This window comes from Achromobacter sp. K91, from assembly GCF_003576205.1.
Taxonomy (GTDB): domain Bacteria; phylum Pseudomonadota; class Gammaproteobacteria; order Burkholderiales; family Burkholderiaceae_B; genus Achromobacter; species Achromobacter aegrifaciens.
Map to the genome: position 1 here is coordinate 64944 of NZ_QWFB01000036.1, position 23045 is coordinate 87988.

Annotated in this window: 19 protein-coding genes and 1 tRNA gene; 15 read left to right on the top strand and 5 right to left on the bottom strand. The window is 64.6% G+C overall.

Annotated features, from left to right (window positions below; translation table 11 throughout):
* Positions 1-26 precede the first annotated feature (26 nt).
* Positions 27-1613 (top strand): EAL domain-containing protein, encoded by a 1587-nt coding sequence (locus DXK93_RS18395; protein ID WP_054450132.1) that lies wholly within the window; start codon positions 27-29, stop codon positions 1611-1613.
* A gap of 15 nt (positions 1614-1628) precedes the next feature.
* On the opposite strand, the gene DXK93_RS18400 is transcribed toward DXK93_RS18395, so the two are convergent.
* The gene (locus DXK93_RS18400) at positions 1629-2468 is read right to left on the bottom strand and encodes an IclR family transcriptional regulator (RefSeq protein WP_054450135.1); all 840 of its coding nucleotides are present in this window, start codon (positions 2466-2468) and stop codon (positions 1629-1631) included.
* A gap of 171 nt (positions 2469-2639) precedes the next feature.
* On the opposite strand from DXK93_RS18400, the gene DXK93_RS18405 reads away from it, so the two are divergent.
* Genes DXK93_RS18405 through DXK93_RS18415 form a run of 3 tightly spaced genes read left to right on the top strand, consistent with a single transcriptional unit; the run spans position 2640 to position 5878 of the window.
* Positions 2640-4292: an MFS transporter gene (locus DXK93_RS18405; RefSeq protein WP_119450781.1), complete on the top strand. Its 1653-nt coding sequence runs from the start codon at positions 2640-2642 to the stop codon at positions 4290-4292.
* A gap of 14 nt (positions 4293-4306) precedes the next feature.
* Positions 4307-5257, top strand: a complete 951-nt coding sequence (locus tag DXK93_RS18410) for a carbon-nitrogen hydrolase family protein (RefSeq protein WP_054450139.1) — start codon at positions 4307-4309, stop codon at positions 5255-5257.
* A 3-nt stretch (positions 5258-5260) separates the two neighbouring features.
* Positions 5261-5878 carry a flavin reductase family protein gene (locus DXK93_RS18415; RefSeq protein WP_119450782.1) on the top strand — a complete coding sequence of 206 codons (618 nt, stop codon included), beginning with the start codon at positions 5261-5263 and terminating at the stop codon, positions 5876-5878.
* Positions 5879-6036: 158 nt separating this feature from the next.
* Here DXK93_RS18415 and DXK93_RS18420 read toward each other — a convergent pair whose 3' ends face one another.
* A complete protein-coding gene (locus tag DXK93_RS18420; protein WP_119450783.1) occupies positions 6037-6171 on the bottom strand; it encodes an EAL domain-containing protein in 135 nt (44 codons plus the stop codon).
* Positions 6172-7150: 979 nt separating this feature from the next.
* Positions 7151-7241 (bottom strand) — tRNA-Ser (locus DXK93_RS18430).
* A 285-nt stretch (positions 7242-7526) separates the two neighbouring features.
* On the opposite strand from DXK93_RS18430, the gene DXK93_RS18435 reads away from it, so the two are divergent.
* From DXK93_RS18435 to yaaA, 3 genes are all read left to right on the top strand, one after another.
* Positions 7527-8744 carry a cation:proton antiporter gene (locus DXK93_RS18435; RefSeq protein WP_054450164.1) on the top strand — a complete coding sequence of 406 codons (1218 nt, stop codon included), beginning with the start codon at positions 7527-7529 and terminating at the stop codon, positions 8742-8744.
* Between the two features lie 102 nt (positions 8745-8846).
* On the top strand, positions 8847-9629 hold the full coding sequence (locus DXK93_RS18440) for a 3-hydroxybutyrate dehydrogenase (protein WP_119450785.1): 783 nt from the start codon (positions 8847-8849) through the stop codon (positions 9627-9629).
* A 15-nt stretch (positions 9630-9644) separates the two neighbouring features.
* Positions 9645-10415: a peroxide stress protein YaaA gene (yaaA, locus tag DXK93_RS18445; protein ID WP_054450168.1), complete on the top strand. Its 771-nt coding sequence runs from the start codon at positions 9645-9647 to the stop codon at positions 10413-10415.
* Positions 10416-10473: 58 nt separating this feature from the next.
* Here yaaA and DXK93_RS18450 read toward each other — a convergent pair whose 3' ends face one another.
* Entirely contained in the window at positions 10474-12696 is a 2223-nt protein-coding gene (locus DXK93_RS18450) for an FUSC family membrane protein (protein ID WP_119450786.1), read from the bottom strand.
* A gap of 418 nt (positions 12697-13114) precedes the next feature.
* Between DXK93_RS18450 and DXK93_RS18455 the strand changes: the two genes are divergently transcribed.
* The 4 genes from DXK93_RS18455 to pssA all read left to right on the top strand — a co-directional run bounded on the left by DXK93_RS18455 (position 13115) and on the right by pssA (position 17431).
* The gene (locus DXK93_RS18455) at positions 13115-14884 is read left to right on the top strand and encodes an acetolactate synthase 3 catalytic subunit (protein WP_255423500.1); all 1770 of its coding nucleotides are present in this window, start codon (positions 13115-13117) and stop codon (positions 14882-14884) included.
* An 11-nt stretch (positions 14885-14895) separates the two neighbouring features.
* Positions 14896-15387 carry an acetolactate synthase small subunit gene (ilvN, locus tag DXK93_RS18460; RefSeq protein ID WP_054450173.1) on the top strand — a complete coding sequence of 164 codons (492 nt, stop codon included), beginning with the start codon at positions 14896-14898 and terminating at the stop codon, positions 15385-15387.
* Between the two features lie 76 nt (positions 15388-15463).
* Positions 15464-16480 (top strand): ketol-acid reductoisomerase, encoded by a 1017-nt coding sequence (gene ilvC, locus DXK93_RS18465; RefSeq protein WP_013391929.1) that lies wholly within the window; start codon positions 15464-15466, stop codon positions 16478-16480.
* 177 nt (positions 16481-16657) lie between these two features.
* Positions 16658-17431 (top strand): CDP-diacylglycerol--serine O-phosphatidyltransferase, encoded by a 774-nt coding sequence (pssA, locus tag DXK93_RS18470; RefSeq protein ID WP_054450175.1) that lies wholly within the window; start codon positions 16658-16660, stop codon positions 17429-17431.
* Between the two features lie 66 nt (positions 17432-17497).
* Here pssA and DXK93_RS18475 read toward each other — a convergent pair whose 3' ends face one another.
* A complete protein-coding gene (locus tag DXK93_RS18475; protein WP_054450177.1) occupies positions 17498-18016 on the bottom strand; it encodes a hypothetical protein in 519 nt (172 codons plus the stop codon).
* Between the two features lie 312 nt (positions 18017-18328).
* Here DXK93_RS18475 and rpsO point away from each other — a divergent pair, with 312 nt between their 5' ends.
* The 4 genes from rpsO to DXK93_RS18495 all read left to right on the top strand — a co-directional run bounded on the left by rpsO (position 18329) and on the right by DXK93_RS18495 (position 23032).
* Positions 18329-18598: a 30S ribosomal protein S15 gene (gene rpsO / locus DXK93_RS18480; RefSeq protein ID WP_006223612.1), complete on the top strand. Its 270-nt coding sequence runs from the start codon at positions 18329-18331 to the stop codon at positions 18596-18598.
* 90 nt (positions 18599-18688) lie between these two features.
* A complete protein-coding gene (gene pnp / locus DXK93_RS18485) occupies positions 18689-20851 on the top strand; it encodes a polyribonucleotide nucleotidyltransferase (RefSeq protein ID WP_054450179.1) in 2163 nt (720 codons plus the stop codon).
* A 287-nt stretch (positions 20852-21138) separates the two neighbouring features.
* On the top strand, positions 21139-21801 hold the full coding sequence (locus DXK93_RS18490; RefSeq protein ID WP_370127071.1) for a hypothetical protein: 663 nt from the start codon (positions 21139-21141) through the stop codon (positions 21799-21801).
* Positions 21802-21814: 13 nt separating this feature from the next.
* Positions 21815-23032 (top strand): threonine ammonia-lyase, encoded by a 1218-nt coding sequence (locus DXK93_RS18495; protein ID WP_054450181.1) that lies wholly within the window; start codon positions 21815-21817, stop codon positions 23030-23032.
* The last annotated feature ends 13 nt before the right edge of the window (positions 23033-23045 follow it).

Below are 23045 nucleotides of genomic sequence, written 5' to 3' on the forward strand. Positions count from 1 at the left end.
GCCGGCGATCCCTGGGGACGGCCTCGATGCCGCGCAAGTTTGTAATCGGCATCGCCATCGCTCTCGCCGCCGCCGCGGCGCTGTTGCCCATCGGCTTCGCGCTGCACATGTCCTGGTCCCGCGCCGTCGCGGGCGAACAGCGCTATCTGGACGACCAGGCCCAGCGCATCCTGAGGGACACGCAGGACTTGCTGGACCAGACCGTGACCACGCTGCGCGATCTGGACGGGCTGGCATTCGAACCCTGTTCACCCCAGCACATCCGCCATATGCGGGCCCTGGCCCTGAGGGACCGGGCTGTGGACGATCTGGCCTACGTGGCGGGCGGCATCGTCCAGTGCACCACCTGGGGCGTGCCCAGCTACGAAGAGCCGCTGGTTCCGGCCCAGGTCGAACTGGCCAATGGTGGACGCCTGTTGCTGGACGCAGTGCCCGTCTTGAGCCCCGGCATCAGGATGGTGGCCGTGCGCCACGGCGATTACAGCGCCTTGTTCGAACCAGGCCGGTTCACCGAAAAGGCGCTCACGGACGGCGCGCAACTTGCCGTGGTCCTGCCGGGCGTGGGCATGCTGGGCACCCGCAACGACCCCGATCTCGTGCTGGTATCGCAGGCGCTGAATGGCGGCAAACTGGACATCGACGAGGCCTATCTCAGCGCCGTCGCCCGCAATGCGGACCTGGCCGTCGTCCTGCTCGAACCTCAAACCGAAGCGCTGGACATGCTGCCGCGCGAACGCCTGTTCTGGTTGCCCATGGGGACGCTGGTCGCGGCGGCCATGATCGCGCTGGTCGTCTGGCTGTCGCGCCGGCGCCTGTCGATCGCGGGCGAATTGGCCGCCGGCATCAGGCGGCGGGAATTCGTCGTCCACTACCAGCCCATCATCGACCTGCGCACTGGCCGCTGCATCGGCGCGGAGGCGCTGGTGCGTTGGATCAGGCGCGGCGGCAAGACCCTGAGACCTGATCTGTTCATCTCGATCGCCGAGGACAACGGCCTGATGGCCCGCATCACCGAAGAGGTGTTTCGCCTGGTGATCCGGGATATGGAGGATCTGCTGGGCGAGGACCGGGGAGCGCACATCTCGGTCAACCTGAGCGCCAGCGATCTCAAGGATGGCGGGGCGTTGCGGGTGTTGCAGCGCATGCTGGAAGGCACGGTCATCGATCCCCGGCAGATTTGGCTGGAAGCCACCGAACGCGGCTTCATGGACGTGGACAAGGCCTGCAGCGTGATCGAACAGGCCCGGGCGCAAGGCCATGCCGTGGCCATCGACGACTTCGGCACGGGTTACTCCAGCCTGTCCTATCTGCAGCGGCTGCCGCTCGACTCGCTGAAGATCGACAAGTCCTTCGTCGACACCATCGGCACCGATTCCGCGACCCACAAGGTCACGGACCACATCATCGACATGGCCAAGTCGCTGAACCTGCTGACCGTGGCCGAAGGCATCGAACGTCAGGAACAGGAAGACCACCTGAAAGCGCGCGAGGTGGATTTCGGCCAGGGCTGGCTGTACGGCAAGCCCATGCCGGCGCCGGAGTTCATCGCTTACTACAAGAAAAACGTGGCCAGCACGCCGCCGCCCAGCCGGCTGCCCGACGCGCGGAGGTGAGGGCGGCAGAAGCGCCTAGCGCGCCTGCGGCTCCACCCAGCCTGCCGTTGCCGAGATCGAGCGGGCTTTTTCACTGAGCAGCCGCGCCGTGTCGGATTGCAGGTCGTCGTCGATGGCGCCCACCGGGCCCATCAGCGTGATGGCCGCCTTCATCTCGCCCAGCATGTCGAAAATGGGCGCGGACAGCGACGTGAAGTGCGGCAGCAGCGCGTCGCGGCAACGGCTGAGGTGGTGTTCGAGCACTTCCTCGCGGATGGCCTGCACGTCCTTTTGCGTGTAGGACTTGCCGCCATATCCGTCCGAACCGGCCGAGGCCATTTCCTGTTCCAGCAGTTCGCGCGTGCTGGCTTCCGGCAGGTGCGCCAGGAAGTTGCGGCCCAGCGCCGAGGACAGCAGCGGCAGCACGCTGCCCACGCGCAGTTCCAGCAGGGGGCGGCTGCGGGCGCCTTCGACGCGGTAGACGATGGTCGGGCCCTTGTTGCCCCACACGCCCAGGAACACGGTGTGGCCGGTGACCGCGGCCACTTCGGCCATGATGGGCCGGGCGGTGGTGAATACGTCGAACTGTTCCAGGGCCGCCAGGCCCAGCCGCAGGGCATAGGGACCCAGGCCGTAATGGCCCGTATCCGCGTGCTGCTGCACCACGCCCACCTTCTGAAAGCTGACCAGGTAGTAGTGGACGTTGGGTACCGTCAGTTCACAGGCATCCGCGATTTCCTTCAGGGGCAGGGGGCGGCCGGCCTTGCGGATGACGTCCAGGATCCGGAATCCCACTTCGATCGACTGGATGCCCCTGCGCGCGGCGGCAGGCGCCTGTTCCGCGTTCTTTTCCATCTTGCCGGCGGGCCTTGCCATTGCTGCCTCCACTGTTTTTCTGGCGGGAGTGTAGCAGCGGGGCGGACCCTTGCCGCCCGGGCGCGCGGGCGGCTTCGCCGGGTTTCCCCTAGTTTTTCAGGTCCTGGGTTAAGTTTGATAATAGTTAATGAATACAGCATTATCAATCTAAAGCGATTGGGGAAAGCAAGCATGGAAGCGAATGTGGCAATGCCGCGGATCGACGCCGGTCCGACGCTCAGCAGGAAAGAGGAACGCCAGGTGGTGGTGGCCTCGACCCTGGGCACCTTGTTCGAGTGGTACGACTTTTTCATCTACGGGACCCTGGCCGTCTTCATGAGCCAGGTGCTGTTCCCGCAGGACAACCCCACGGTGGCACTGCTGGCCGCGCTGGGCGCGTTGGCGGTGGGCTTCATCATCCGGCCCCTGGGTGCCGTGATGTTCGGCTACCTGGGCGACAAGCTGGGCCGCAAGTACACCTTCCTCATCACCGTGGTGATGATGGGCGGCGCGACCGTCCTGATCGGCTGCCTGCCCACCTATGAATCGGCCGGCCACCTGTCGTGGATCCTGCTGCTGACCCTGCGCGTGGTGCAGGGCCTGGCGGTGGGCGGCGAGTACGGCGGCGCGGTCATCTATGTGGCCGAGCACTGCGAGCCCAAGCGCCGCGGGCTGCTGACGGGCTGGATCCAGATCACGTCCTCGGCGGGCCTGATCCTGTCGCTGATCGTGATCCTGTGCACCCAGGCGTCCATGAGCGCCGAGGATTTCCGCCAGTGGGGCTGGCGCCTGCCGTTCATCCTGTCGATCGTGATGCTGGCGATTTCGATCTACGTGCGCGCCAAGCTGCACGAGTCGCCCGTGTTCACGCGCATGAAGCAGCAGAACCGCCTGTCCAAGAACCCGGTCAAGGAGACCTTCGGCCAATGGTCCAGCCTGCGGCTGGTGCTGCTGGCGCTGATCGGCGTCACCGCCGGCCAGGGCGCTACCTATTTCACCGGCCAGTTCTACGTCATGATCTTCATGCAGCAGGCCGTGCAACTGGACCAGACCAGCGTCTACACGCTGATCCTGATCGGTTTCATCATCGGCGCGCCGACCTTCGTGCTGTTCGGCTGGCTGTCGGACCGCATTGGCCGCAAGTGGATCATGATGGTCGGCCTGTTCGTGGCGGCCATCGGCTACCACTCCATGTTCGACGTGCTGCTCAAGGCTGGCAACCCGGCCCTGGCGCAAGCCATGCAGACCACCCCGGTGCGCGTGCATGCCGACACCAGCGGCGGCGCCTGCGATTTCGGACTGCAGGCCGCCATGATCGGCAGCCATGCCGACCACAAGAAGGTCTGCGTGCAGGCCAAGAAATTCCTGGTCGGCAAGGGCATCAACTTCGAATACGCCGCGCCGCTGCCCGGGCAGAGCATCGCCATGAGCGTGGGCGGCACGACCGTCAACGGCTTTGACCGCGCCGCCTACACCAGCGCGCTGACGGCCGCGGGCTATCCGGAGCGGGCCGACCCCGCACGCGTCGACCGCACGACCATCATCCTGATCCTGGTGCTGATGACGGCCGTGGTCGCCATGGTCTACGGCCCGGTGGCGTCCTATCTGGTCGAACTGTTCCCGGCCCGCATCCGCTATACGGCGCTATCCTTCCCGTACCACATCGGCGCCGGCATCTTCGGCGGCATCGTGCCCTTTACCGCCACCTACCTGGCTCAGGCCAGCGGCAATATCTTTGGCGGTCTGATGTATCCGGTCGTCGTGACCGCGGTGGTCGGCGTCATCGGCAGCCTGTTCCTGCCGAACACCCGCGCCCGCGCCATCGACGAAGACGCTGCACACTGAGAAAGAGGAGAGACATGTCCACGCAACAGAGCTTCAAGGCTGCCGTCATCCAGGCGGCCTCCATTCCCACCGACAGCGTCGCCTGCGCCGAAAAGGCGGCATCGCTCATCCGCCAGGCGGCCGAGCAGGGCGCCCGCGTGCTGGTGTTCCCCGAGGCGTTCCTGGGCGGCTATCCCAAGGGCAACTCCTTCGGCGCGCCCATCGGCATGCGCAAGCCCGAAGGCCGCGACGCCTTCGCCAGCTATCACAACCAAGCCATCCGGCTGGATGGCGAAGAGGTCGCGCTAGTGGCCCAGGCCGCGGCCGACACCGACAGCTTCGTGGTCATGGGCTGCATCGAAGCCGATGGCGGCACGCTGTACTGCACGGTGCTGTACTTCAATGGCCGTGAAGGGCTGGCGGGCAAACACCGCAAGCTCATGCCCACCGCCGGCGAACGCCTGATCTGGGGCTTCGGCGATGGTTCCACCATGCCCGTCTTCGACACGCCCTACGGCAAGATCGGCGCGGTCATCTGCTGGGAAAACTACATGCCCATGCTGCGCATGTACATGTACAGCCAGGGCGTGGCGCTGTATTGCGCGCCCACCGCCGACGACCGCGATTCCTGGATTCCCAGCATGCGCCACATCGCGCTGGAGGGGCGCTGCTATGTGCTCACGGCCTGCCAGCATCTGCGCCGCGATGCCTATCCCGACGATTTCGAATGCGCACTGGGCGACGCGCCCGACACCGTGCTGATGCGCGGCGGCAGCGCCATCATCGATCCGCTGGGCGAAGTGCTGGCAGGGCCGGATTTCTCAGCCGAGACCATCCTGTACGCCGACATCAACCCCAACCAGATCCTGCGCGGCAAGTACGACTTCGACGTCTCGGGCCACTACGCACGCCCCGACGTGTTCCAGCTGCAGGTCGACACCCGTGAAAAGCGGGCCGTCTCGGCGCTGAATGCCGGGGAGGCTTGAATCATGCATTTTGATTTCAGCGCCTTGCCGACGCAGACGGTCTACAACGTGCTGACCTCGACCGTCACCCCGCGCCCGATCGCGTGGCTTACCACCATTTCGGACAAAGGCGTTGTCAACGCGGCTCCCTTCAGCTTCTTCAATGTCATGGGGCCTCAGCCGCCGACGGTCGCCATCGGCCTGATGCGCCATGCCAGCGGCGAACTGAAGGATTCCGGCGCCAACATCATCGAGAACGGCGAGTTCGTGGTGAACCTGGTGCCGGAGTCGCTGGTTGCGCAGATGAACCAGACCTGCGCCGATTACCCGGCGGACGTGGACGAGATGGCGGCGGCCGGCCTGACCGCGCTGCCGGCGACACACGTGCGTCCCCCGCTGATCAAGGGCAGTCCGGTGTCGCTGGAATGCGTCAGCCAGGCAACCATCGTGACCGGCCCGCGCCAGCTCGTGGTGATCGGCCGGGTGCTGGGCGCGCACGTCGACGATGCCTATGTGCAGGACGCCGAGCGCGGCTACATGGACACGCCGGCCATGGGGCTGATCGCGCGCATGCACGGCGGCGGCTGGTACGCGCGCAGCACGGACCTGTTCCAATTGGCGCGGCCAACGGCGCCCTTGTGATAGTCAGGCGGGGCGGCCCCGCCTTCGCTTGCTGCAATCCGATAGCGCTTCAGCAGGTTGAGGACATCGCCGGCGAAATTCGGATGATTGAACTGATGCGCGCTGACATTGACGCTCAACGTCCATTCGGAGGTTGTCGGATGTGTGGACCATCGCTCCTACTGCTGGCAGCCTGTTGCCAGGGCCCAGGCGCCCATGCTCATGATGGCGCCGGTTCGCTCCGCCAGCGGCACGAAATCCGAGGGCGGAACCTGGCCGTATTCCGCCGAGTTCCAGCGCATCAGGGCCTCCATGCCTATGATCTTCTGTCATCGATCCACAATGGGTTGATATTGCAGAAACAACTCATCGTGCACCAGCGCATTGCTCAACGCATCCTGCAGCGCATGGAATGACTGAATGGCAGCATGGTGATACATGGGCCCTCTCTAGCTGTTGGAGGGATTGCGGGCGTCGAAAGAACTGGGCGTCGGCCTAGGTTAGGAGAATGCCGCAGCCGGGTCTTGCCATTCGATGCCAAGTACGAAGCAGCCGTTCAAGCCGGTCTCGAAAAGGCATGGGAGACGCCGATCTTCCTGTCTTGACAGGTATTGCCTCGCTCTGAATACTCCTGGCGCGCCGATGGGGGGCTCGAGTCTGCGGCTTGCCATATGGTGCCAAAGTGACATGGGTCCATATCTGGCGATGGGGCGCTGTCGGGCATTTCGATGCTCGCCCCGGTGGGGCTGCACTTCGGATCCCTCCGTCCGGCCACCGGCTCAAGGCATCTACCCATGAACGGGGTCCAAACCCAACGCATTAGGCAACTGCCAGCCGAGGACCCCGGAGCCATCCGAAGCGCAGCCCCACCGGGGCGAGCATCGGAATGGCGCAGGGCAGCCTCGGCGGCTAAAGGACTCTGGCATCCGCAAGCTCGAAGCCCTACCGCCCCGCACTTCGGTTTTGTGAGGCAGCGTTCTTGAGTCGCCGCCGTCCGGACTGCGGGATTCCGATGCTCGCCCCAGTGGGGCTGCGCTTCGGATCCCTCCGTCCGGCCACCGGCTCGCGGCATCTGCCCATTACGGGATCCAAAACCAACGCATTAGGCGCCTACCAGCCGAGGACCCCCGGAGCCATCCGAAGCGCAGCCCCACCGGGGCGAGCATCGGAATGGCGCAGGGCTTGCCTACACGCAAGCCGGCGCGCGCCGAGCCTGTGCGTTTTTAGTTTTTATGAAGTCCGAAGGAAAAAGAAAAAGGCCAATCCCGAGGGATTGGCCTTTTTTGCAATACTTGGCGGAGAGGGTGGGATTCGAACCCACGGTACGGGGATACCGTACGCCTGATTTCGAGTCAGGTACATTCGACCACTCTGCCACCTCTCCGTGGCTGGGTTTCGTAACGGTGGTGTCCCTGGCTGGCCTGGGTTACCCCAAGAGCCGGGTCTTCCACTAAAGATCCCTGGTCGGAAGGATCTCGTTGTCGAAGCAGCGAAGCCCGCAATTCTACAGGATTTTTTTTGTTTGTGTAAAGGGGGTGGTTGAAAGTCCCCCACAGCGGGTTTCAACCGACTTTCAGCGGCGGCGATCTTTGCCCAGAATTCCGACATGCCCGGCGTCCCTGCCCGGCACTCTTCTCTTCTCGGCGCTCATCCCGGAACCGCTAGTCCCATGGATCTCATCCTTATCCTTTTGCTTGCGGCGGTGCTGTGCGTGCCCCTGACCCAGCTGCTGGGCCTGGGCGCGATCCCGGGCTATCTGCTGGCCGGCGTGCTGGTGGGGCCGTCCTGCCTCAGGCTCGTCACCAATGTGGACACCATGATCAATGTGTCCCAGTGGGGCGTGGTGATGATGCTGTTCATCATCGGGCTGGAGCTCTCGCCCAAACGCCTGTGGGCCATGCGCAACGAAGTCTTCGTGCTGGGTTCCTTGCAGATGCTGGCCTGCGGGCTGCTGCTGGCGGTGGTGTTCGGCGCGGCGCTGCGGCATCTGGCCGGCATGGAATGGCAGGCGGCAATCCTTTGCGGGCTGTCGCTGGCCCTGTCGTCCACGGCGGTGGCCTTGCGGCTGCTGGACGAACGCGTGCTGACGCGCACGCCGCTGGGCAGGTCGGCGCTGGGAATACTGCTGTTCCAGGACATGGCGGCGATCCCGATGCTGGTGGCGGCGGGCCTGCTGGGTTCGGATGGCGCCTCGGCGCCTTCCTTCAAGGAGGCGCTGATCGCCGTGGTGGTGGTCGCGGCGGCGTACCGGCTGCGGCTGCTGGGCTGGGCTGCCAAGGCGCAGTTGAATGAATTGTTCACGGCCGCCGCCCTGCTGATGGTGGTGGGCGCTGCTCAACTGTTCGACTACGCCGGCCTGTCCGCGGGCCTGGGCGGGTTCCTGGTGGGCGTGCTGATGGCCGAGTCGCGCTATCGGGATGACCTGGAAAAGGCCATCGACCCGTTCAAGGGGCTGCTGCTGGGCCTGTTCTTCGTAGCCATCGGCATGTCCGTGAATCTGAAGGTGGTGGCCAACCACTGGCCCTTCATTCTTGTAGGCGTATTCGCGCTGCTGCTGGTCAAGGCCTTGATTCTGTACGGCTTTTCGCGCTTTCTGGGCCTGCCGCGCTATCACCGCCTGCTATTCGCGCTGGCGCTGGCGCAGGGCGGGGAGTTCAGCTTCGCCATCTTCAACGAAGCCTGGGACAACAATCTGATGAACCTGGAACAGCGCGACTTGCTGTCCGTCATCGTGGCGATTTCGATGGGCGTGGTGCCGATGCTCATCAAGCTGCTGGAACGCATACCCGAGAACCGGGGCGGCATGGCCGATCTGCCGGCAGCGGAACCGGTCCAGGACGAGGCGCCGAAACCTCCTGCGCCGCGCGATCCTCCTCCCGCTGCTTGACCCTGCGGGCCGTACGGGCATGGCATGATTGCCGTCATGCCGGGCAGCTACACTTGACCCTTGCTTGGCCCGTCCAATGTGCCCGACCACAGGAGAATGCTCATGCTTAAAGGAAAAGTCGCCCTTGTCACCGGTTCCACCAGCGGCATCGGCCTGGGTATCGCCACTGCCTTCGCCCAGCAAGGCGCCGATATCGTCTTGAACGGCTTCGGCGATGCGGCCGAAATCGAAAAGCTCCGCGCCGGCCTGGCCGACAAGCATGGCGTGAGGGTCATCTACGACGGCGCCGACCTGTCCAAGGGCGCGGCCGTGCGCGAGCTGGTCGAGAACGCGGTGCGCCAGTTGGGCCGCATCGACATCCTGGTCAATAACGCCGGCATCCAGCACACCGCGCTGATCGAGGATTTCCCCGCTGAAAAATGGGACGCGATCCTGGCGCTGAACCTGTCGGCAGTGTTCCACGGCACCGCCGCCGCCTTGCCGCACATGAAGAAGCAGGGCTTCGGCCGCATCATCAACATCGCCTCGGCCCATGGCCTGGTGGCTTCGGCGAACAAGTCGGCCTATGTCGCCGCCAAGCACGGCGTGGTCGGCTTCACCAAGGTCACCGCGCTGGAAACGGCCGGCCAGGGCATCACGGCCAACGCCATCTGCCCGGGCTGGGTACGCACTCCGCTGGTCGAAAAGCAGATCACCGCGCTGGCGGAAAAGGATGGCGTGGACCAGGAAACCGCCGCGCGCGAACTGCTGAGCGAAAAGCAACCGTCGCTGCAATTCGTGACGCCGGAGCAACTGGGGGGCACCGCCGTGTTCCTGGCCTCGGACGCCGCCGCGCAAATCACAGGTACGTCCGTCTCGGTCGATGGCGGCTGGACGGCACGCTAAAAAAGGAATTCCCGAATGCTGTTTTTGCTTTCTCCCGCCAAGAAGCTGGATTACGACTCGCCGCTGCACATCGAGACGCATACCCAGCCGCTGTTCGTGGACCAGGCCGCCGGCCTCATCAAGGTGCTGAAGACCAAGTCGGCCGAGGACATCTCCGAGCTCATGAGCTTGAGCCCGGCGCTGTCCGAACTCAACGTGCAGCGCTATGCCCACTGGAAGCGCAGCTTCACGCAGGCCAACTCGCGCCAGGCGGTGCTGGCCTTCAACGGCGACGTCTACGAAGGGCTGGAGGCCGCGACCCTGTCGGCCAAGCAGCTGGACTGGGCGCAAGAGCACGTGGCCATCCTGAGCGGCCTGTATGGCGTGCTGCGCCCGCTGGACCTGATGCAGCCCTACCGCCTGGAAATGGGCACGCGCCTGGCCACGCCCAAGGGCAAGAACCTGTACGAGTACTGGGGCCCGGCCATCGCTGACTATCTCAACGAACGGCAGGCCGGCCAGAAGGCGCCCGTGATCGTCAACCTGGCGTCCGAGGAATACTTCAAGTCGGTCGACCTGAAGACGCTGAAGGCGCGCGTCGTGCAATGCGTATTCCAGGACTGGAAGAACGGCGCCTGGAAGGTCATCAGCTTCCACGCCAAGCGCGCGCGCGGCCTGATGGCGCGCTACGCGATCCTGCACAAAGTGTCCAAGCCCGAAGGCCTGCAAGGCTTCGACCTGGAAGGCTACAAGTTCGACGCCTCTGCCTCGTCGGAAGATAAGCTGGTGTTCCGCCGCAAGGTCTGATCCGGTCCCGGGCCTTGCGCCCGGGACTCCCCATTCCCGTCAGAGCCATCCACGCCGGTCATGCTGCCGCCGCCACCGGCGGCGCGTGCGTGGGATCGGCCAGCGCGTGCAGTTCCTGGCGGATCATGTGCGCCGCCTTCAGCATCTGCTTGACCGGATAGACCAGCGCCGCCTGTTCGCCTTCCGTGTCGAACTGGGTCGGCAGGCCGGCCGGCGCCTGTGCGCGGTTCTCATCCAACAGGTCCACCATGCCGGTCAGCGCCCGCTGTACCGCTTCGGGCGTAGCCGGCAGGCTGGCCAGAATGGGGATGGCCGCTGTGATCTGCGAAGCCAGGATGTGGTTCTGGATCAGCAGGTTGTTCAGCTCCGGCACGCTTACCTGATGCGACGTGGGCTCGCTCATCATCCGGTAGAAAGCCTCGGCGAAATTGCTGAAGGAGATGTGCACGTTCTTGCGCGCCAGCCGCCAGGCCAGGTCGGCGTCCGTGACCGCCGGAGTCTCGCCGGCGGCGGCGCCCACGGGCGCGCCGTGGGCCTGCATGGCCTCGACGTAGCGCAGGCCGGCGATCAGGTATTCGCGGTTGGCGCGCGTGGCCGCGGCCGCCAGCGGTTTCAGGTAGCGGGCCTCCCACCAGGGCAGGATGTAGCTGCAGATCAGCGCCAGCGCGCAGCCGATCAACGTGTCGATGGCGCGTTCGCCGATCACCGACATGGACACCGTGCCCGGCGACACGAAGTGGAACACCAGCACCACGAACAGCGTGTTGAAGGTGGCGCTGGCCATGTAGTTCAGCTGCACCAGGCTGTTGCCCATGATGCAGGCGCCCAGCAGCGCGGCGAACAGCAGTTCGGGCCGGTCGGTCAGGTTGAACAGCAGCAGGGCCAGGATGCAGCCGATCAGCGTGCCCGTCAGGCGCCAGCTATTGCGCTGGCGGGTCAGCGCGAAACCCGGCTTCATGATGATGACGATGGTCAGCATGATCCAGTAGTTGTGCGCGGAAAACGCCGGCGAAAGCCATTGGCTGGCCAGCGTCATGGCGATGGCCGCGGCCGCGGTGACGCGCAGCGCATAGCGGAAGTGCGGCGAATCCAGGCGCAGGTTGCTGGTCAGGAGCCCCACGCGGAATTCCTGCCGCGAAATGAAGCGCGTCAGCGACTTGTTGATGCGCAGCACGTCGGTGGGCTTGGCGTCGGGCGAAGCCGCGGTGTGGTCGGCCAGGCGGTCGACGATGCGCGCCGAATTGCGCAGCCGGCGCAGCACCTGGACGATCAGCGCCAGCATCTCGGGCTCGCGCTCGCCCAGGCCCTGCTGCTTGAGCTGTTCGATCTCGTATTCGATGGCGCGCAGTTCGGCCTTGGCGCTGCTGCGGTACTGCACCTTGCGCCCGCGCGACACGTCCAGCGCGATGCGGTTGAGCTCCAGCGACATCTTCACCAGCGCATCGCGCATGAACATCAGGCAGTCGCTGCCGGCCAGCGCGCGGCGCAACGCCGCGTAGTCGGTATGCGTGGCCACCAGCGTATCCAGCAGCTGCAGCATATCGACGAACATGTTCCAGATCATCACGCGCTGGCGGTCGCCCAGGCCTTTGCCGCGGGGCAGGGCGCGCAGCACCATGTCGCGCGCCGCCTGGTGCTTTTCCGTCATGACGGATTGGCGCTGGATCAGCTCGCGGTAGGCGTCGTCCAGATCGGCGGTTTCATCGTAGAAGGTGGCGCGCGCCGCCACGTAGTCGGCGGTGGCGAAGAGCGCCACCGACATGGCCTGCTGCTCCTCGCGCAGCCAGAACAGGCGCGAGAACCCCAGGCTGAATGCGACGTAGAACAGCGCCCCGCCCAGCGTGGCCGCGGCGTGCGCCAGCACCTCATGGGGCGCCAGCGGCGAATGCATGGTCAGGGTCATCAGCAACAGGCCGGCAAAGCCGATCAGCCCGCCGCGTTTGCCGAACACCGTGAACATCGAATAGACGAAGCACTGCGCGATGACCGCCAGCCAGATCAGCACGGGGTGCGATGACGCCAGCCCTGTGATGATGACCGTCAGCGTGCCCAGCGCGGCGCCGCCCAGCATCTCGTTGGTGCGGTGGCGCTGCGGCCCGCCCGGCTGGTCGATGATGGCCAGGCATTGCGCCCCGAACGTTGCAACCAGACCCGTGGTGTAGTTGCCGAACAGGCCGCCCAGCACCAGCACGGGCAACAGCATCCCCACCCCCTGGCGCACCCCTCCGAAGAAGTAGTGGCTGTAGAGGAAGCGGCGGATGCTGGCAATGCGCAAATCCATGAGGCGGCGGCTCGGTTTCGGATGACGAAACAAGTATAGAGAGACTGCCTAAATTTTTGGGGTCGGATAGTTACCGAACCTTCCAAGCAACGGTCGAAGAAAAGTCGATTTGCTACCTTTGACGCAACGCGGTAAATTGCTCCACTTGCATCGGTCTGCCTATCCGAAACCGGTGCGTTGAGGCGGATTGCCAGGGTCACCTCCCAGCCATCCCGCAGCAGTTACACCTGCCGTTGGCCGCGCCACAAGCGTGTGTTGCCAAGGCTTCCATTTCGACCTCCAGCGTCCCCCAGGGGCGTTTGCACTGCGTTCTGTCGAGCGTGTGCCGGGTCGGCAAGGTGTCCGGGTGGCGTGGCTCCGTGAGCCGCAAAGCGCCGGATCATGTTGTCGGGACCGGTATGGGTTCAGTTGCCGCCGTATCCGGGCGAGCAGCAGTCAGGGTTGCAGGGCCGGTACTGAAAGGAATGACAACATGGAACTGAATGGCGCCGATATCGTCGTGCGCTGCCTGGCCGATGAAGGCGTGGAACACGTTTTCGGCTACCCCGGCGGCGCGGTGCTTTACATCTACGACGCGATTTTCAAGCAAGACAAATTCCAGCATATCCTGGTTCGTCACGAGCAGGCCGCCGTGCACGCCGCCGATGCCTATTCGCGCTCGTCGCAAAAGGTCGGCGTCTGCCTCGTGACCAGCGGACCGGGCGTGACCAATGCCGTCACCGGCATCGCCACCGCCTACATGGATTCCATCCCCATGGTCATCATCAGCGGGCAGGTGCCCACTGCGGCCATTGGCGAGGACGCCTTCCAGGAATGCGACACCGTCGGCATTACGCGTCCCTGCGTCAAGCACAACTTCCTTGTGCGCGACGTCAAGGACCTGGCCGAAACCATGCGCCGCGCGTTCTACATCGCGCGCACCGGCCGTCCCGGCCCGGTGCTGGTGGATATCCCCAAGGACATCACCATCGCGCAGTGCAAGTACACGCCGCCCAAGGGCGAGATCTCGATGCGCTCCTATGCGCCCGTCAACAAGGGCCACCAGGGGCAGATCAAGAAAGCCGTGCAGATGCTGCTGGCCGCCGAGCGGCCCATGATCTACACGGGCGGCGGGGTCATCCTGTCGAACGCCGCGCCCGAGCTGAACAAGCTCGTGTCGCAACTGGGCGCGCCCTGCACCAGCACCCTGATGGGTCTGGGCGGCTACCCGGCCAGCAGCGGCCAGTTCGTCGGCATGCCCGGCATGCACGGCACGTACGAGGCCAATATGGCGATGCAGCACTGCGACGTGCTGCTGGCCATCGGCGCCCGTTTCGACGACCGCGTGATCGGCAACCCCAAGCACTTCGCCCAGAACGCCCGCAAGATCATCCATATCGATATCGATCCCTCGTCGATCTCCAAGCGCGTGCGCGTGGACGTCCCGATCGTCGGTAACGTCAAGGACGTCCTGGCCGACCTCAGCGCGCAGTACGACATCGCCGCGGCCGAGCACAAGCCTGCTCCGATCGCCAAGTGGTGGGAGCAGGTCGAGTCCTGGCGCGGCAAGGAATGCCTGAAGTTCGCCAACTCGGACGAGGTCATCAAGCCGCAGTTCGTGGTGGAAAAGCTCTGGGAAGTGACTGGCGGCGACGCCTTCGTGACTTCCGACGTGGGCCAGCACCAGATGTGGGCCGCGCAGTACTACAAGTTCGACAAGCCGCGCCGCTGGATCAACTCCGGCGGCCTGGGCACCATGGGCGTGGGCCTGCCGTACGCCATGGGCGTGCAGATGGCCAATCCTGGGCACGACGTCGCCGTCATCACGGGCGAAGGGTCGATCCAGATGAACATCCAGGAACTGTCGACCTGCCACCAGTACCGCCTGACGCCGAAGATCATCTGCCTGAACAACCGCTTCCTGGGCATGGTCCGGCAGTGGCAGCAGATCGACTACGGTTCGCGCTATTCCGAGTCCTACATGGATTCGCTGCCCGATTTCGTCAAGGTGGCCGAGGCCTATGGCCACGTGGGTCTGCGCATCGAACGACCGGCGGACGTCGAGCCGGCGCTGCGCGAAGCGTTCAAGAAGCACAAGGATCGCCTGGTTTTCCTGGACTTCATCACCGACCGCACCGAAAACGTGTGGCCGATGGTCAAGGCCGGCCGCGGGCTGACCGAAATGCTGCTCGGCTCTGAAGACCTGTAAGGAGGCCACCCATGAAGCACGTGATTTCCGTCCTCCTCGAGAACGAACCCGGCGCGCTGTCGCGCGTGGTGGGCCTGTTTTCCGCGCGGGGCTACAACATCGAGACCTTGACCGTGGCGCCCACCGAGGACTCCACGCTGTCGCGCATGACCATCGTGACCACCGGTTCCGATGAAATCATCGAGCAGATCACCAAGCACCTGAACCGCCTGGTGGATGTGGTCAAGGTGGTCGACCTGACCGAAGGCGCGCACATCGAGCGTGAGCTGATGCTCGTGAAGGTGCGCGCGGTCGGCAAGGAGCGCGAGGAAATGAAGCGCATGGCGGATATCTTCCGCGGCCGCATCATCGACGTGACCGACAAGTCCTACACCATCGAATTGACCGGGGTGCAGGAAAAAGTACAGGCCTTCCTGGAGGCCCTGGACCGCAGTGCAATCCTTGAAACCGTGCGCACCGGCGTGTCCGGCATCGGACGCGGTGAACGGATTTTGAAGATTTGACCGGCCTTCCAGGCCAAGCCGCACCCTACATCTGAATTAAACAAATATCCAAAATACTGGAATCTGGAGCACAACCATGAAAGTTTTCTACGACAAAGACTGCGATCTCTCCCTGGTCAAGGGCAAGACTGTTGCCATCATCGGCTACGGCTCGCAAGGACACGCGCACGCGCAGAACCTGCATGAGTCCGGCGTGAAGGTCGTGGTCGGCCTGCGCAAGGGCGGCGCCTCGTGGAACAAGGCCGCCAACGCCGGCCTGGAAGTCAAGGAAGTCGCCGACGCGGTCAAGTCCGCCGACATCGTCATGATGCTGCTGCCCGACGAGAACATCGCCTCGGTCTACAACAAGGAAGTGCACGCCAACATCAAGCCCGGCGCCGCCCTGGCGTTCGCCCACGGCTTCAACGTGCACTACGGCCAGGTCGTGCCGCGTGAAGACATCGACGTCATCATGATCGCCCCGAAGGCCCCGGGCCACACCGTGCGCAACACCTACAAGCAAGGCGGCGGCGTGCCCCATCTGGTGGCCGTGTACCAGGACAAGTCGGGCGCCGCGCGTGACGTGGCCCTGTCGTACGCCAGCGCCAACGGCGGCGGCCGTGCCGGCATCATCGAAACCAACTTCCGCGAAGAAACCGAAACCGACCTGTTCGGCGAACAGGCCGTGCTGTGCGGCGGTACCGTCGAACTGATCAAGGCCGGTTTCGACACGCTGGTGGAAGCCGGCTACGCGCCCGAAATGGCGTACTTCGAATGCCTGCACGAACTGAAGCTGATCGTCGACCTGATCTATGAAGGCGGCATCGCCAACATGAACTACTCGATCTCGAACAACGCCGAGTTCGGCGAGTACGAAACCGGCCCGAAGATCGTCACCGACGAAACCCGCAAGGCCATGCGCCAGTGCCTGACGGATATCCAGACCGGCGAATACGCCAAGAAGTTCATCCTGGAAAACACCGCCGGCGCTCCGACGCTGACCTCGCGCCGCCGCATCAACGCGGAATCGCAGATCGAGCAAGTGGGCGGCAAGCTGCGCGCCATGATGCCCTGGATCGCCGCCAACAAGCTGGTGGACAAGTCCAAGAACTGATCCATGCCATTGCGCGGGGCCTGCCCCGCGCAATCAGGGTCGAAGCGGCATGCCTGCGAGGGCATGCCGCTTTTTTTGCAGGCTTCCCCTCGATTGGCCAGGCACGCGGCTTGCTCCGCCCCGCAAGCGGGGCCAGATGGGTTAACCTTTCAATGTTCGTTGTAAGTTATTGAGACCATGCCCAATTTTTCCATGCGCGATTCCGAGAACCGCCACCGCAGCATCTACCTGCTGCCCAACGCGTTCACCACCGCGGCACTGTTCGCGGGGTTCTACGCCGTCGTGCAGGCCATGAACGACCGCTTCGAAGTGGCCGCCATCGCCATTTTCGCGGCGATGGTGCTGGACGGCATGGATGGCCGGGTTGCCCGCCTGACCAACACCCAGTCCGCCTTCGGCGAGCAGTACGACTCGCTGTCCGACATGACCTCCTTCGGCGTTGCGCCCGCGCTGGTCATGTACGAATGGATCCTGAACGACCTGGGCCGCTGGGGCTGGCTGGCCGCGTTCGTCTATGTCGCCGGCGCCGCGCTGCGCCTGGCGCGTTTCAACACCAACATCGCCGTGGTCGACAAGCGCTACTTCCAGGGCTTGCCCAGCCCGGCTGCCGGCGCGCTGGTGGCGGGTTTCGTCTGGCTGGCCGTGGACAACAAGCTGCCCATCCATGACAGCCTGATGGCCTGGGCGGCGTTCACGCTGACCATGTACGCGGGCATTTCCATGGTGTCGAATGCGCCGTTCTTCAGCGGCAAGAGCTTCGCCCTGGGCCGCAGCGTGCCGTTCTGGGGCATCCTGCTGGTGGTGGCCGTGTTCGTGTTCGTGTCCAGCGATCCTCCGGTCGTGTTGTTCGGCCTGTTCGTGCTGTACGGCCTGTCGGGCTGGATCATGTGGGCCTGGCGCTGGAACCGCGCGCGCCGCCTGACGCAGGAACGCCGCAACCAATCGTCCTGATTGGTGAACGCCTTGAAAACAAAACCCGCCTGATGGCGGGTTTTGTTTTTTAGAGAGGCGGGGGAATCAGCGCCACATGAACCGGTCGTCGTCGTACATGGGATCCGGGCCGGGATGGAAGTGCGTCAGCTTGCTGCCGTCGCGGCTCATGTAGACATACATCAGCGAGTTCCAGACGCCGTTTTCCTTGTAGCGGTACGACCAGACCACCTCGCGCTTTTCTCCCAGGCCGGCTTCCTCGATCTTGGCGGGCGGGCCGAATTCGCAGCGCACGCGGTCGGGACCCCATACGCCTTCGCTCAGCACCTTGAAGTGTTCGTCCGTCAGCAGCGGCACCACCTGGCCCACGCGTCCGTCGGCGCCGACGTTGGTGCCCCAGGCGTACTGGCCCATGGGCTGCTGGGTCCAGATCACGCGCCGCCCGCCATTGGCTTGCGGGCATTCGAAGTTGGGCCGGCCGAACTGGGCTTGCACGTCGGCGTAGGGCGTGCCGGGAGGAATCTGGGCCATGTTTGCGCAGGCGGCCAGGCCGGCCAACGCGGCGGCAGCCAGTGCCAGGCGCGCGCTTCTGTAATATTTGGACATATCTTCTCCTTACGTGGCATCGCGGCCTGCGGCGGGGCAGGCGGCCCTCATTGGGGTAATTCTAGCGAATCGGCTATAATCATCGAGCTTTATCAAGTGTATTGATCTTGCAACATCCTTTGCGCTGGCCGCAGAGCTGGTCCAGGTGCCAGGCCCCGGTGTCGAAACACCGCGTCCAACACCCGGATTCCAGGCTTCTGTTTGAGTCATCAATGGCAGCAGTGAGAAAGCGAATTCCGCCAGGTTCGCGCAAATTTTTTCCAAACCACGTCAGGGCGCCTCGGCCCTGTCGCATGTCCGAAGAGGTCATAAATGTCTGTAGCTGACATCAAGAAATCCGATATCGTCGCGCAATTCCAACGCGCTCAAGGCGATACCGGCTCCCCCGAAGTTCAGGTGGCTCTGCTCACCGCCCGCATCAACGAACTGACCGGTCACTTCAAAGAACACATGAAGGACCATCACTCGCGCCGCGGTCTGCTCCGTATGGTCAGCCGTCGCCGCAAGCTGCTCGACTATCTCAAGGGCCGCAATCCCGATTCGTACCGCGCACTGATCGAAAAACTCGGTCTGCGCAAGTGATCGACGGGGCTGGCTCCCCATGACGCAACCGTGGTCGGTGCGACGTATGTCGCGACGGCCACGGTTTTTCATTTGTAAGGAATAATCGTCATGTTCAACAAAGTGACAAAATCGTTCCAGTACGGCCAGCACACGGTCGTCCTGGAAACTGGCGAGATCGCTCGCCAGGCCTCCGGCGCCGTTGTGGTGTCGATCGAGGACACCGTCGTCCTGGCCACCGTCGTGGCTTCCAAGAAGGCCAAGCCGGGTCAAACGTTTTTCCCGCTGACCGTTGACTACATCGAGAAGACCTACGCCGCCGGCCGCATCCCGGGTGGCTTCTTCAAGCGCGAAGGCAAGCCCTCCGAGAAGGAAACGCTGACCTCGCGCCTGATCGACCGTCCCCTGCGTCCGCTGTTCCCCGAAGACTTCTACAACGAAGTCCAGGTGGTCATCCACACGCTGTCGGTCAATCCTGAAATCGATCCCGACATTCCCGCCATGATCGGCGCCTCGGCCGCGCTGGCCATCTCGGGCATCCCGTTCAACGGCCCCATCGGCGCCGCGCGCGTGGGTTACATCGATGGCCAGTACGCCATCAACCCGACCGCCTCGCAGCTGAAGTCGTCCAAGCTGGACCTGGTCGTCGCCGGCACCGAAAACGCCGTGCTGATGGTGGAATCCGAAGCCGACCAGCTGTCCGAAGAAATCATGCTGGGCGGCGTGGTCTACGGCCACCAGCAAATGCAGGCCGTCATCAACGCCATTCACGAACTGGTGAAGGACGCCGGCAAGCCCGATTGGGACTGGCAAGCGCCCGCCAAGGACGAAGCCCTGATCGCCGCGGTCACCGCAGCTGCCCAGGAAGGCCTGAACGCCGCCTACCAGATCCGCGAAAAGCAGGCCCGTACGACCAAGCTGCGCGAAGTGTCGGCTGACGTGTCGGCCAAGCTGGCCGCCGCCGCCGCCGAAAAGGGCGAAGCGCTGCCGGACGCCGTCGCTGTCGACAACATCATGTTCTCGCTGGAATCCGCCATCGTGCGCGGCCAGATCCTGAACGGCGAGCCGCGCATCGACGGCCGCGATACCCGCACCGTGCGCCCCATCAGCGTGCGTCTGGGCGTGCTGCCCCGCGCACACGGCAGCGCGCTGTTCACCCGCGGTGAAACCCAGGCGCTGGTCGTGGCCACGCTGGGCACCAAGCAGGACGAGCAGATCATCGACGCGCTCATGGGCGAATACCGCGACCGCTTCATGCTGCACTACAACATGCCTCCGTTCGCCACCGGTGAAACGGGCCGCATCGGTGTGCCCAAGCGCCGCGAAATCGGCCACGGCCGCCTGGCCAAGCGCGCGCTGATCCCGCTGCTGCCGGCTCCGGAAGACTTCCAGTACACCATCCGCATCGTGTCGGAAATCACCGAGTCCAACGGCTCGTCGTCGATGGCTTCGGTCTGCGGCGGCTCGCTGGCCATGATGGACGCCGGCGTGCCGGTCAAGGATCACGTGGCCGGCGTGGCCATGGGCCTGATCCTGGACGGCGGCAAGTTCGCCGTGCTGACGGACATCCTGGGCGACGAAGATCACCTGGGCGACATGGACTTCAAGGTTGCGGGCACCGAGAACGGCGTCACCGCACTGCAGATGGACATCAAGATCCAGGGCATCACCAAGGAAATCATGCAAGTGGCGCTGGCTCAGGCCCGCGAAGGCCGCCTGCACATCCTGGGCAAGATGAAGGAAGCGCTGGACGGTTCGCGCGGCGAGCTGTCGGCTTTCGCTCCGCGCATGCTGACCATCAAGATCAACCCCGAGAAGATCCGCGACGTGATCGGCAAGGGCGGCGCCACCATCCGCGCGCTGACCGAAGAAACCGGCACGCAGATCGACATCTCGGACGACGGCACGATCGTGATCGCCAGCGTCGACGAAGCGCAGGCCAAGGAAGCCCAGCGCCGCATCGTCGAACTGACCGCCGACGTCGAAGTGGGCCAGATCTACGAAGGCGCCGTGCTGCGCCTGCTGGATTTCGGCGCCATCGTGCAAGTGCTGCCGGGCCGTGACGGCCTGCTGCACATCTCGGAAATCGCCAACTACCGCATCGCCAACATCAACGATGTGCTGAAGGTCGGCCAGCAAGTCCGCGTCAAGGTCATCGAGGCCGACGACAAGGGCCGCCTGCGCCTGTCCATCAAGGCGATTGGCGGCATCGAGCAGCAGCAAGCCGCTGCGGCTCCCGAAGCTGCCCCGCAATCGGAACCGCAAGCTGAATAAGCCTGCTTGACCGGTAGCATGAAACGGCGCCTGCGGGCGCCGTTTTTCATGGGCCGGCGCGCGCGCTTGGGGCCGGCATGATTCATCTTCTTGCTTCTTCAGACCCCGGACATCTCCCAACTGCGCTTACCTTCCTGTAAAGTCTTGCGCGAGAGCAAGGCCCCCCGACCACGGAGGATGGCCTGCGCGACGTGGCAAAGAAGGGGGAAACGGATGGGCAAGGCATGACGGCGTGGGCCAGATCCGCCAGTGCCGCGGCGCTGCTTGCGGCCGTGCTGAGCGGCTGCATGAGCAGCCCCGCGCCGGGCAAGGGCGGTCCCAAGAGCGAGGACATGTCCGCCGACCAGTTCGGCCAGACCGACTTCAACCGCACCGTCACGCTGGAGGTGCGCGACAACCTGGCCAGCCTGTATGTCCTGCTGGACAAGCTCTACCGCCGCAATCCGCGCGAATGGCGCAAGTCCGGCGCGCCCGACCTGGCCAAGGCGGTGTCGCTGGTCAAGCATTCCATCGAAGTCCGCATCCCGCCCAAGGACCTGGCGGGACTGCGCGACATCCAGATCCTGGCCGTGTCCCTGGACCCCAACTATTCGGGCGACCGGGTCGGCGCTTTCATCTACGGCCTGGCCGACACCATCATCGCCGCCCACAACGGCAAAACCCGCCTGTACGCCACCGACGCGCTGGACGGGCAGCGGGTCTACAATGCCGCACGGAACGTCGAGGCAGCCGCCTGGCTGCTGGCGTCGCGCCGCAATACCCAGGGCGAACCCTTGCTGCTGGCCAACGAAATGTCCCAGAACGCCACCAACCTCAGCTTTGAACGCGAATTCGGCGCCATCATCGGCCGCCTGGATCTGATCGCGAACCTGCTGGGCGAGAACACGCGGCGCATCGGGATCAACTACGCGCAGGGCCTGCTGCTGTTCAATTTCCTGCCGGTGCGCTAACAGGATTTCCATCGTGATCGATATCGCCTCCATTCAGACCGCCCGCGAGAACCTGCGCGGCCAGGTGCTGAAGACCCCGTTTACCCTGTCCCGCACGCTGTCCGACATCTTCGGCGCGGAGATCTGGCTGAAGTTTGAGAACCTGCAGTTCACGGCTTCGTTCAAGGAGCGCGGCGCGCTCAACCGCATGCTGACGCTGTCGGAAGCAGAACGCGCCAAGGGCGTGATCGCCGTGTCCGCCGGCAACCACGCGCAGGGCGTGGCCTACCATGCCCAGCGCATGGGCGTGCCGGCCGTGATCGTGATGCCGCGGTTCACCCCCACCGTCAAGATCGCCAACACGCGCCGCTTCGGCGCCGAGGTGGTGCTGGCCGGCGACACCTTCGACGACGCCAAGGCGCGCGGCTACGAGTTGGCGCAGGAGCGCGGCCTGATCATGATCCACCCGTACGATGACGAGGCGGTCATATCGGGGCAGGGCACGGTGGCGCTGGAGATGCTGGAAGACCAGCCGCAGCTGGACACCCTGGTCGTCGCCATCGGCGGCGGCGGCCTGATCTCCGGCATTGCCACCGCGGCCAAGGCGCTCAAGCCCGGCATCGAGATCATCGGCGTGCAGACCGAGCGCTTTCCGTCCATGTACGCCGCCGTCAAGGGCGTGTCCATGCCGCAGGGCGCCTACACCATCGCCGAAGGCATCGCGGTGAAGTCGCCGGGCGCGCTGACCCAGCCCATCGTCACCCAGCTGGTCGATCGACTGGAGCTGGTCAGCGAAAGCGATATCGAGCACGCCATCGTGGTGCTGCTGGAGATCGAGAAATCGGTGGTCGAAGGCGCGGGGGCCGCCGGCCTGGCCGCGCTGCTGCGCGCGCAGGAAGAGGGCAGCGACCGCTACAAGGGCAAGCGCATCGGCCTGGTGCTGACGGGCGGCAACATCGACCCGCTGATGCTGGGCGAACTGATCGAGCGCGGCATGGTGCGCGCCGGCCGCCTGGCGCGCATCCGCGTGGACCTGCGCGATCTGCCGGGCGCGCTGGCACACGCCACCAAGCTCATCGCCGACGCGCAGGCCAACATCACCGAAGTGCACCACCAGCGTGCGTTCACGTCATTGCCGGTGCGCAATGTCGAGGTGGATTTCGTGCTGCAGACGCGCGGCCACGAGCACATCCAGGAAGTGATCGACATACTGAACGCGGCGGGCTTTGCCGCCAGCAACCACGACCACTGAGCACGCTGGCGCG

Excerpts from the sequence above, each read along its gene's own strand:
- DXK93_RS18420 (WP_119450783.1), bottom strand. The coding sequence starts at position 6,171 with ATGGAGGCCCTGATGCGCTGGAACTCGGCGGAATACGGCCAGGTTCCG.
- DXK93_RS18450 (WP_119450786.1), bottom strand. The coding sequence starts at position 12,696 with ATGGATTTGCGCATTGCCAGCATCCGCCGCTTCCTCTACAGCCACTAC.
- pssA (WP_054450175.1), top strand. The coding sequence starts at position 16,658 with ATGCCCAATTTTTCCATGCGCGATTCCGAGAACCGCCACCGCAGCATC.
- DXK93_RS18435 (WP_054450164.1), top strand. The coding sequence starts at position 7,527 with ATGGATCTCATCCTTATCCTTTTGCTTGCGGCGGTGCTGTGCGTGCCC.
- DXK93_RS18475 (WP_054450177.1), bottom strand. The coding sequence starts at position 18,016 with ATGTCCAAATATTACAGAAGCGCGCGCCTGGCACTGGCTGCCGCCGCG.
- ilvN (WP_054450173.1), top strand. The coding sequence starts at position 14,896 with ATGAAGCACGTGATTTCCGTCCTCCTCGAGAACGAACCCGGCGCGCTG.
- yaaA (WP_054450168.1), top strand. The coding sequence starts at position 9,645 with ATGCTGTTTTTGCTTTCTCCCGCCAAGAAGCTGGATTACGACTCGCCG.
- DXK93_RS18395 (WP_054450132.1), top strand. The coding sequence starts at position 27 with ATGCCGCGCAAGTTTGTAATCGGCATCGCCATCGCTCTCGCCGCCGCC.
- rpsO (WP_006223612.1), top strand. The coding sequence starts at position 18,329 with ATGTCTGTAGCTGACATCAAGAAATCCGATATCGTCGCGCAATTCCAA.
- DXK93_RS18490 (WP_370127071.1), top strand. The coding sequence starts at position 21,139 with ATGAGCAGCCCCGCGCCGGGCAAGGGCGGTCCCAAGAGCGAGGACATG.
- DXK93_RS18415 (WP_119450782.1), top strand. The coding sequence starts at position 5,261 with ATGCATTTTGATTTCAGCGCCTTGCCGACGCAGACGGTCTACAACGTG.
- DXK93_RS18440 (WP_119450785.1), top strand. The coding sequence starts at position 8,847 with ATGCTTAAAGGAAAAGTCGCCCTTGTCACCGGTTCCACCAGCGGCATC.
- DXK93_RS18400 (WP_054450135.1), bottom strand. The coding sequence starts at position 2,468 with ATGGCAAGGCCCGCCGGCAAGATGGAAAAGAACGCGGAACAGGCGCCT.
- ilvC (WP_013391929.1), top strand. The coding sequence starts at position 15,464 with ATGAAAGTTTTCTACGACAAAGACTGCGATCTCTCCCTGGTCAAGGGC.
- DXK93_RS18410 (WP_054450139.1), top strand. The coding sequence starts at position 4,307 with ATGTCCACGCAACAGAGCTTCAAGGCTGCCGTCATCCAGGCGGCCTCC.
- DXK93_RS18405 (WP_119450781.1), top strand. The coding sequence starts at position 2,640 with ATGGAAGCGAATGTGGCAATGCCGCGGATCGACGCCGGTCCGACGCTC.
- pnp (WP_054450179.1), top strand. The coding sequence starts at position 18,689 with ATGTTCAACAAAGTGACAAAATCGTTCCAGTACGGCCAGCACACGGTC.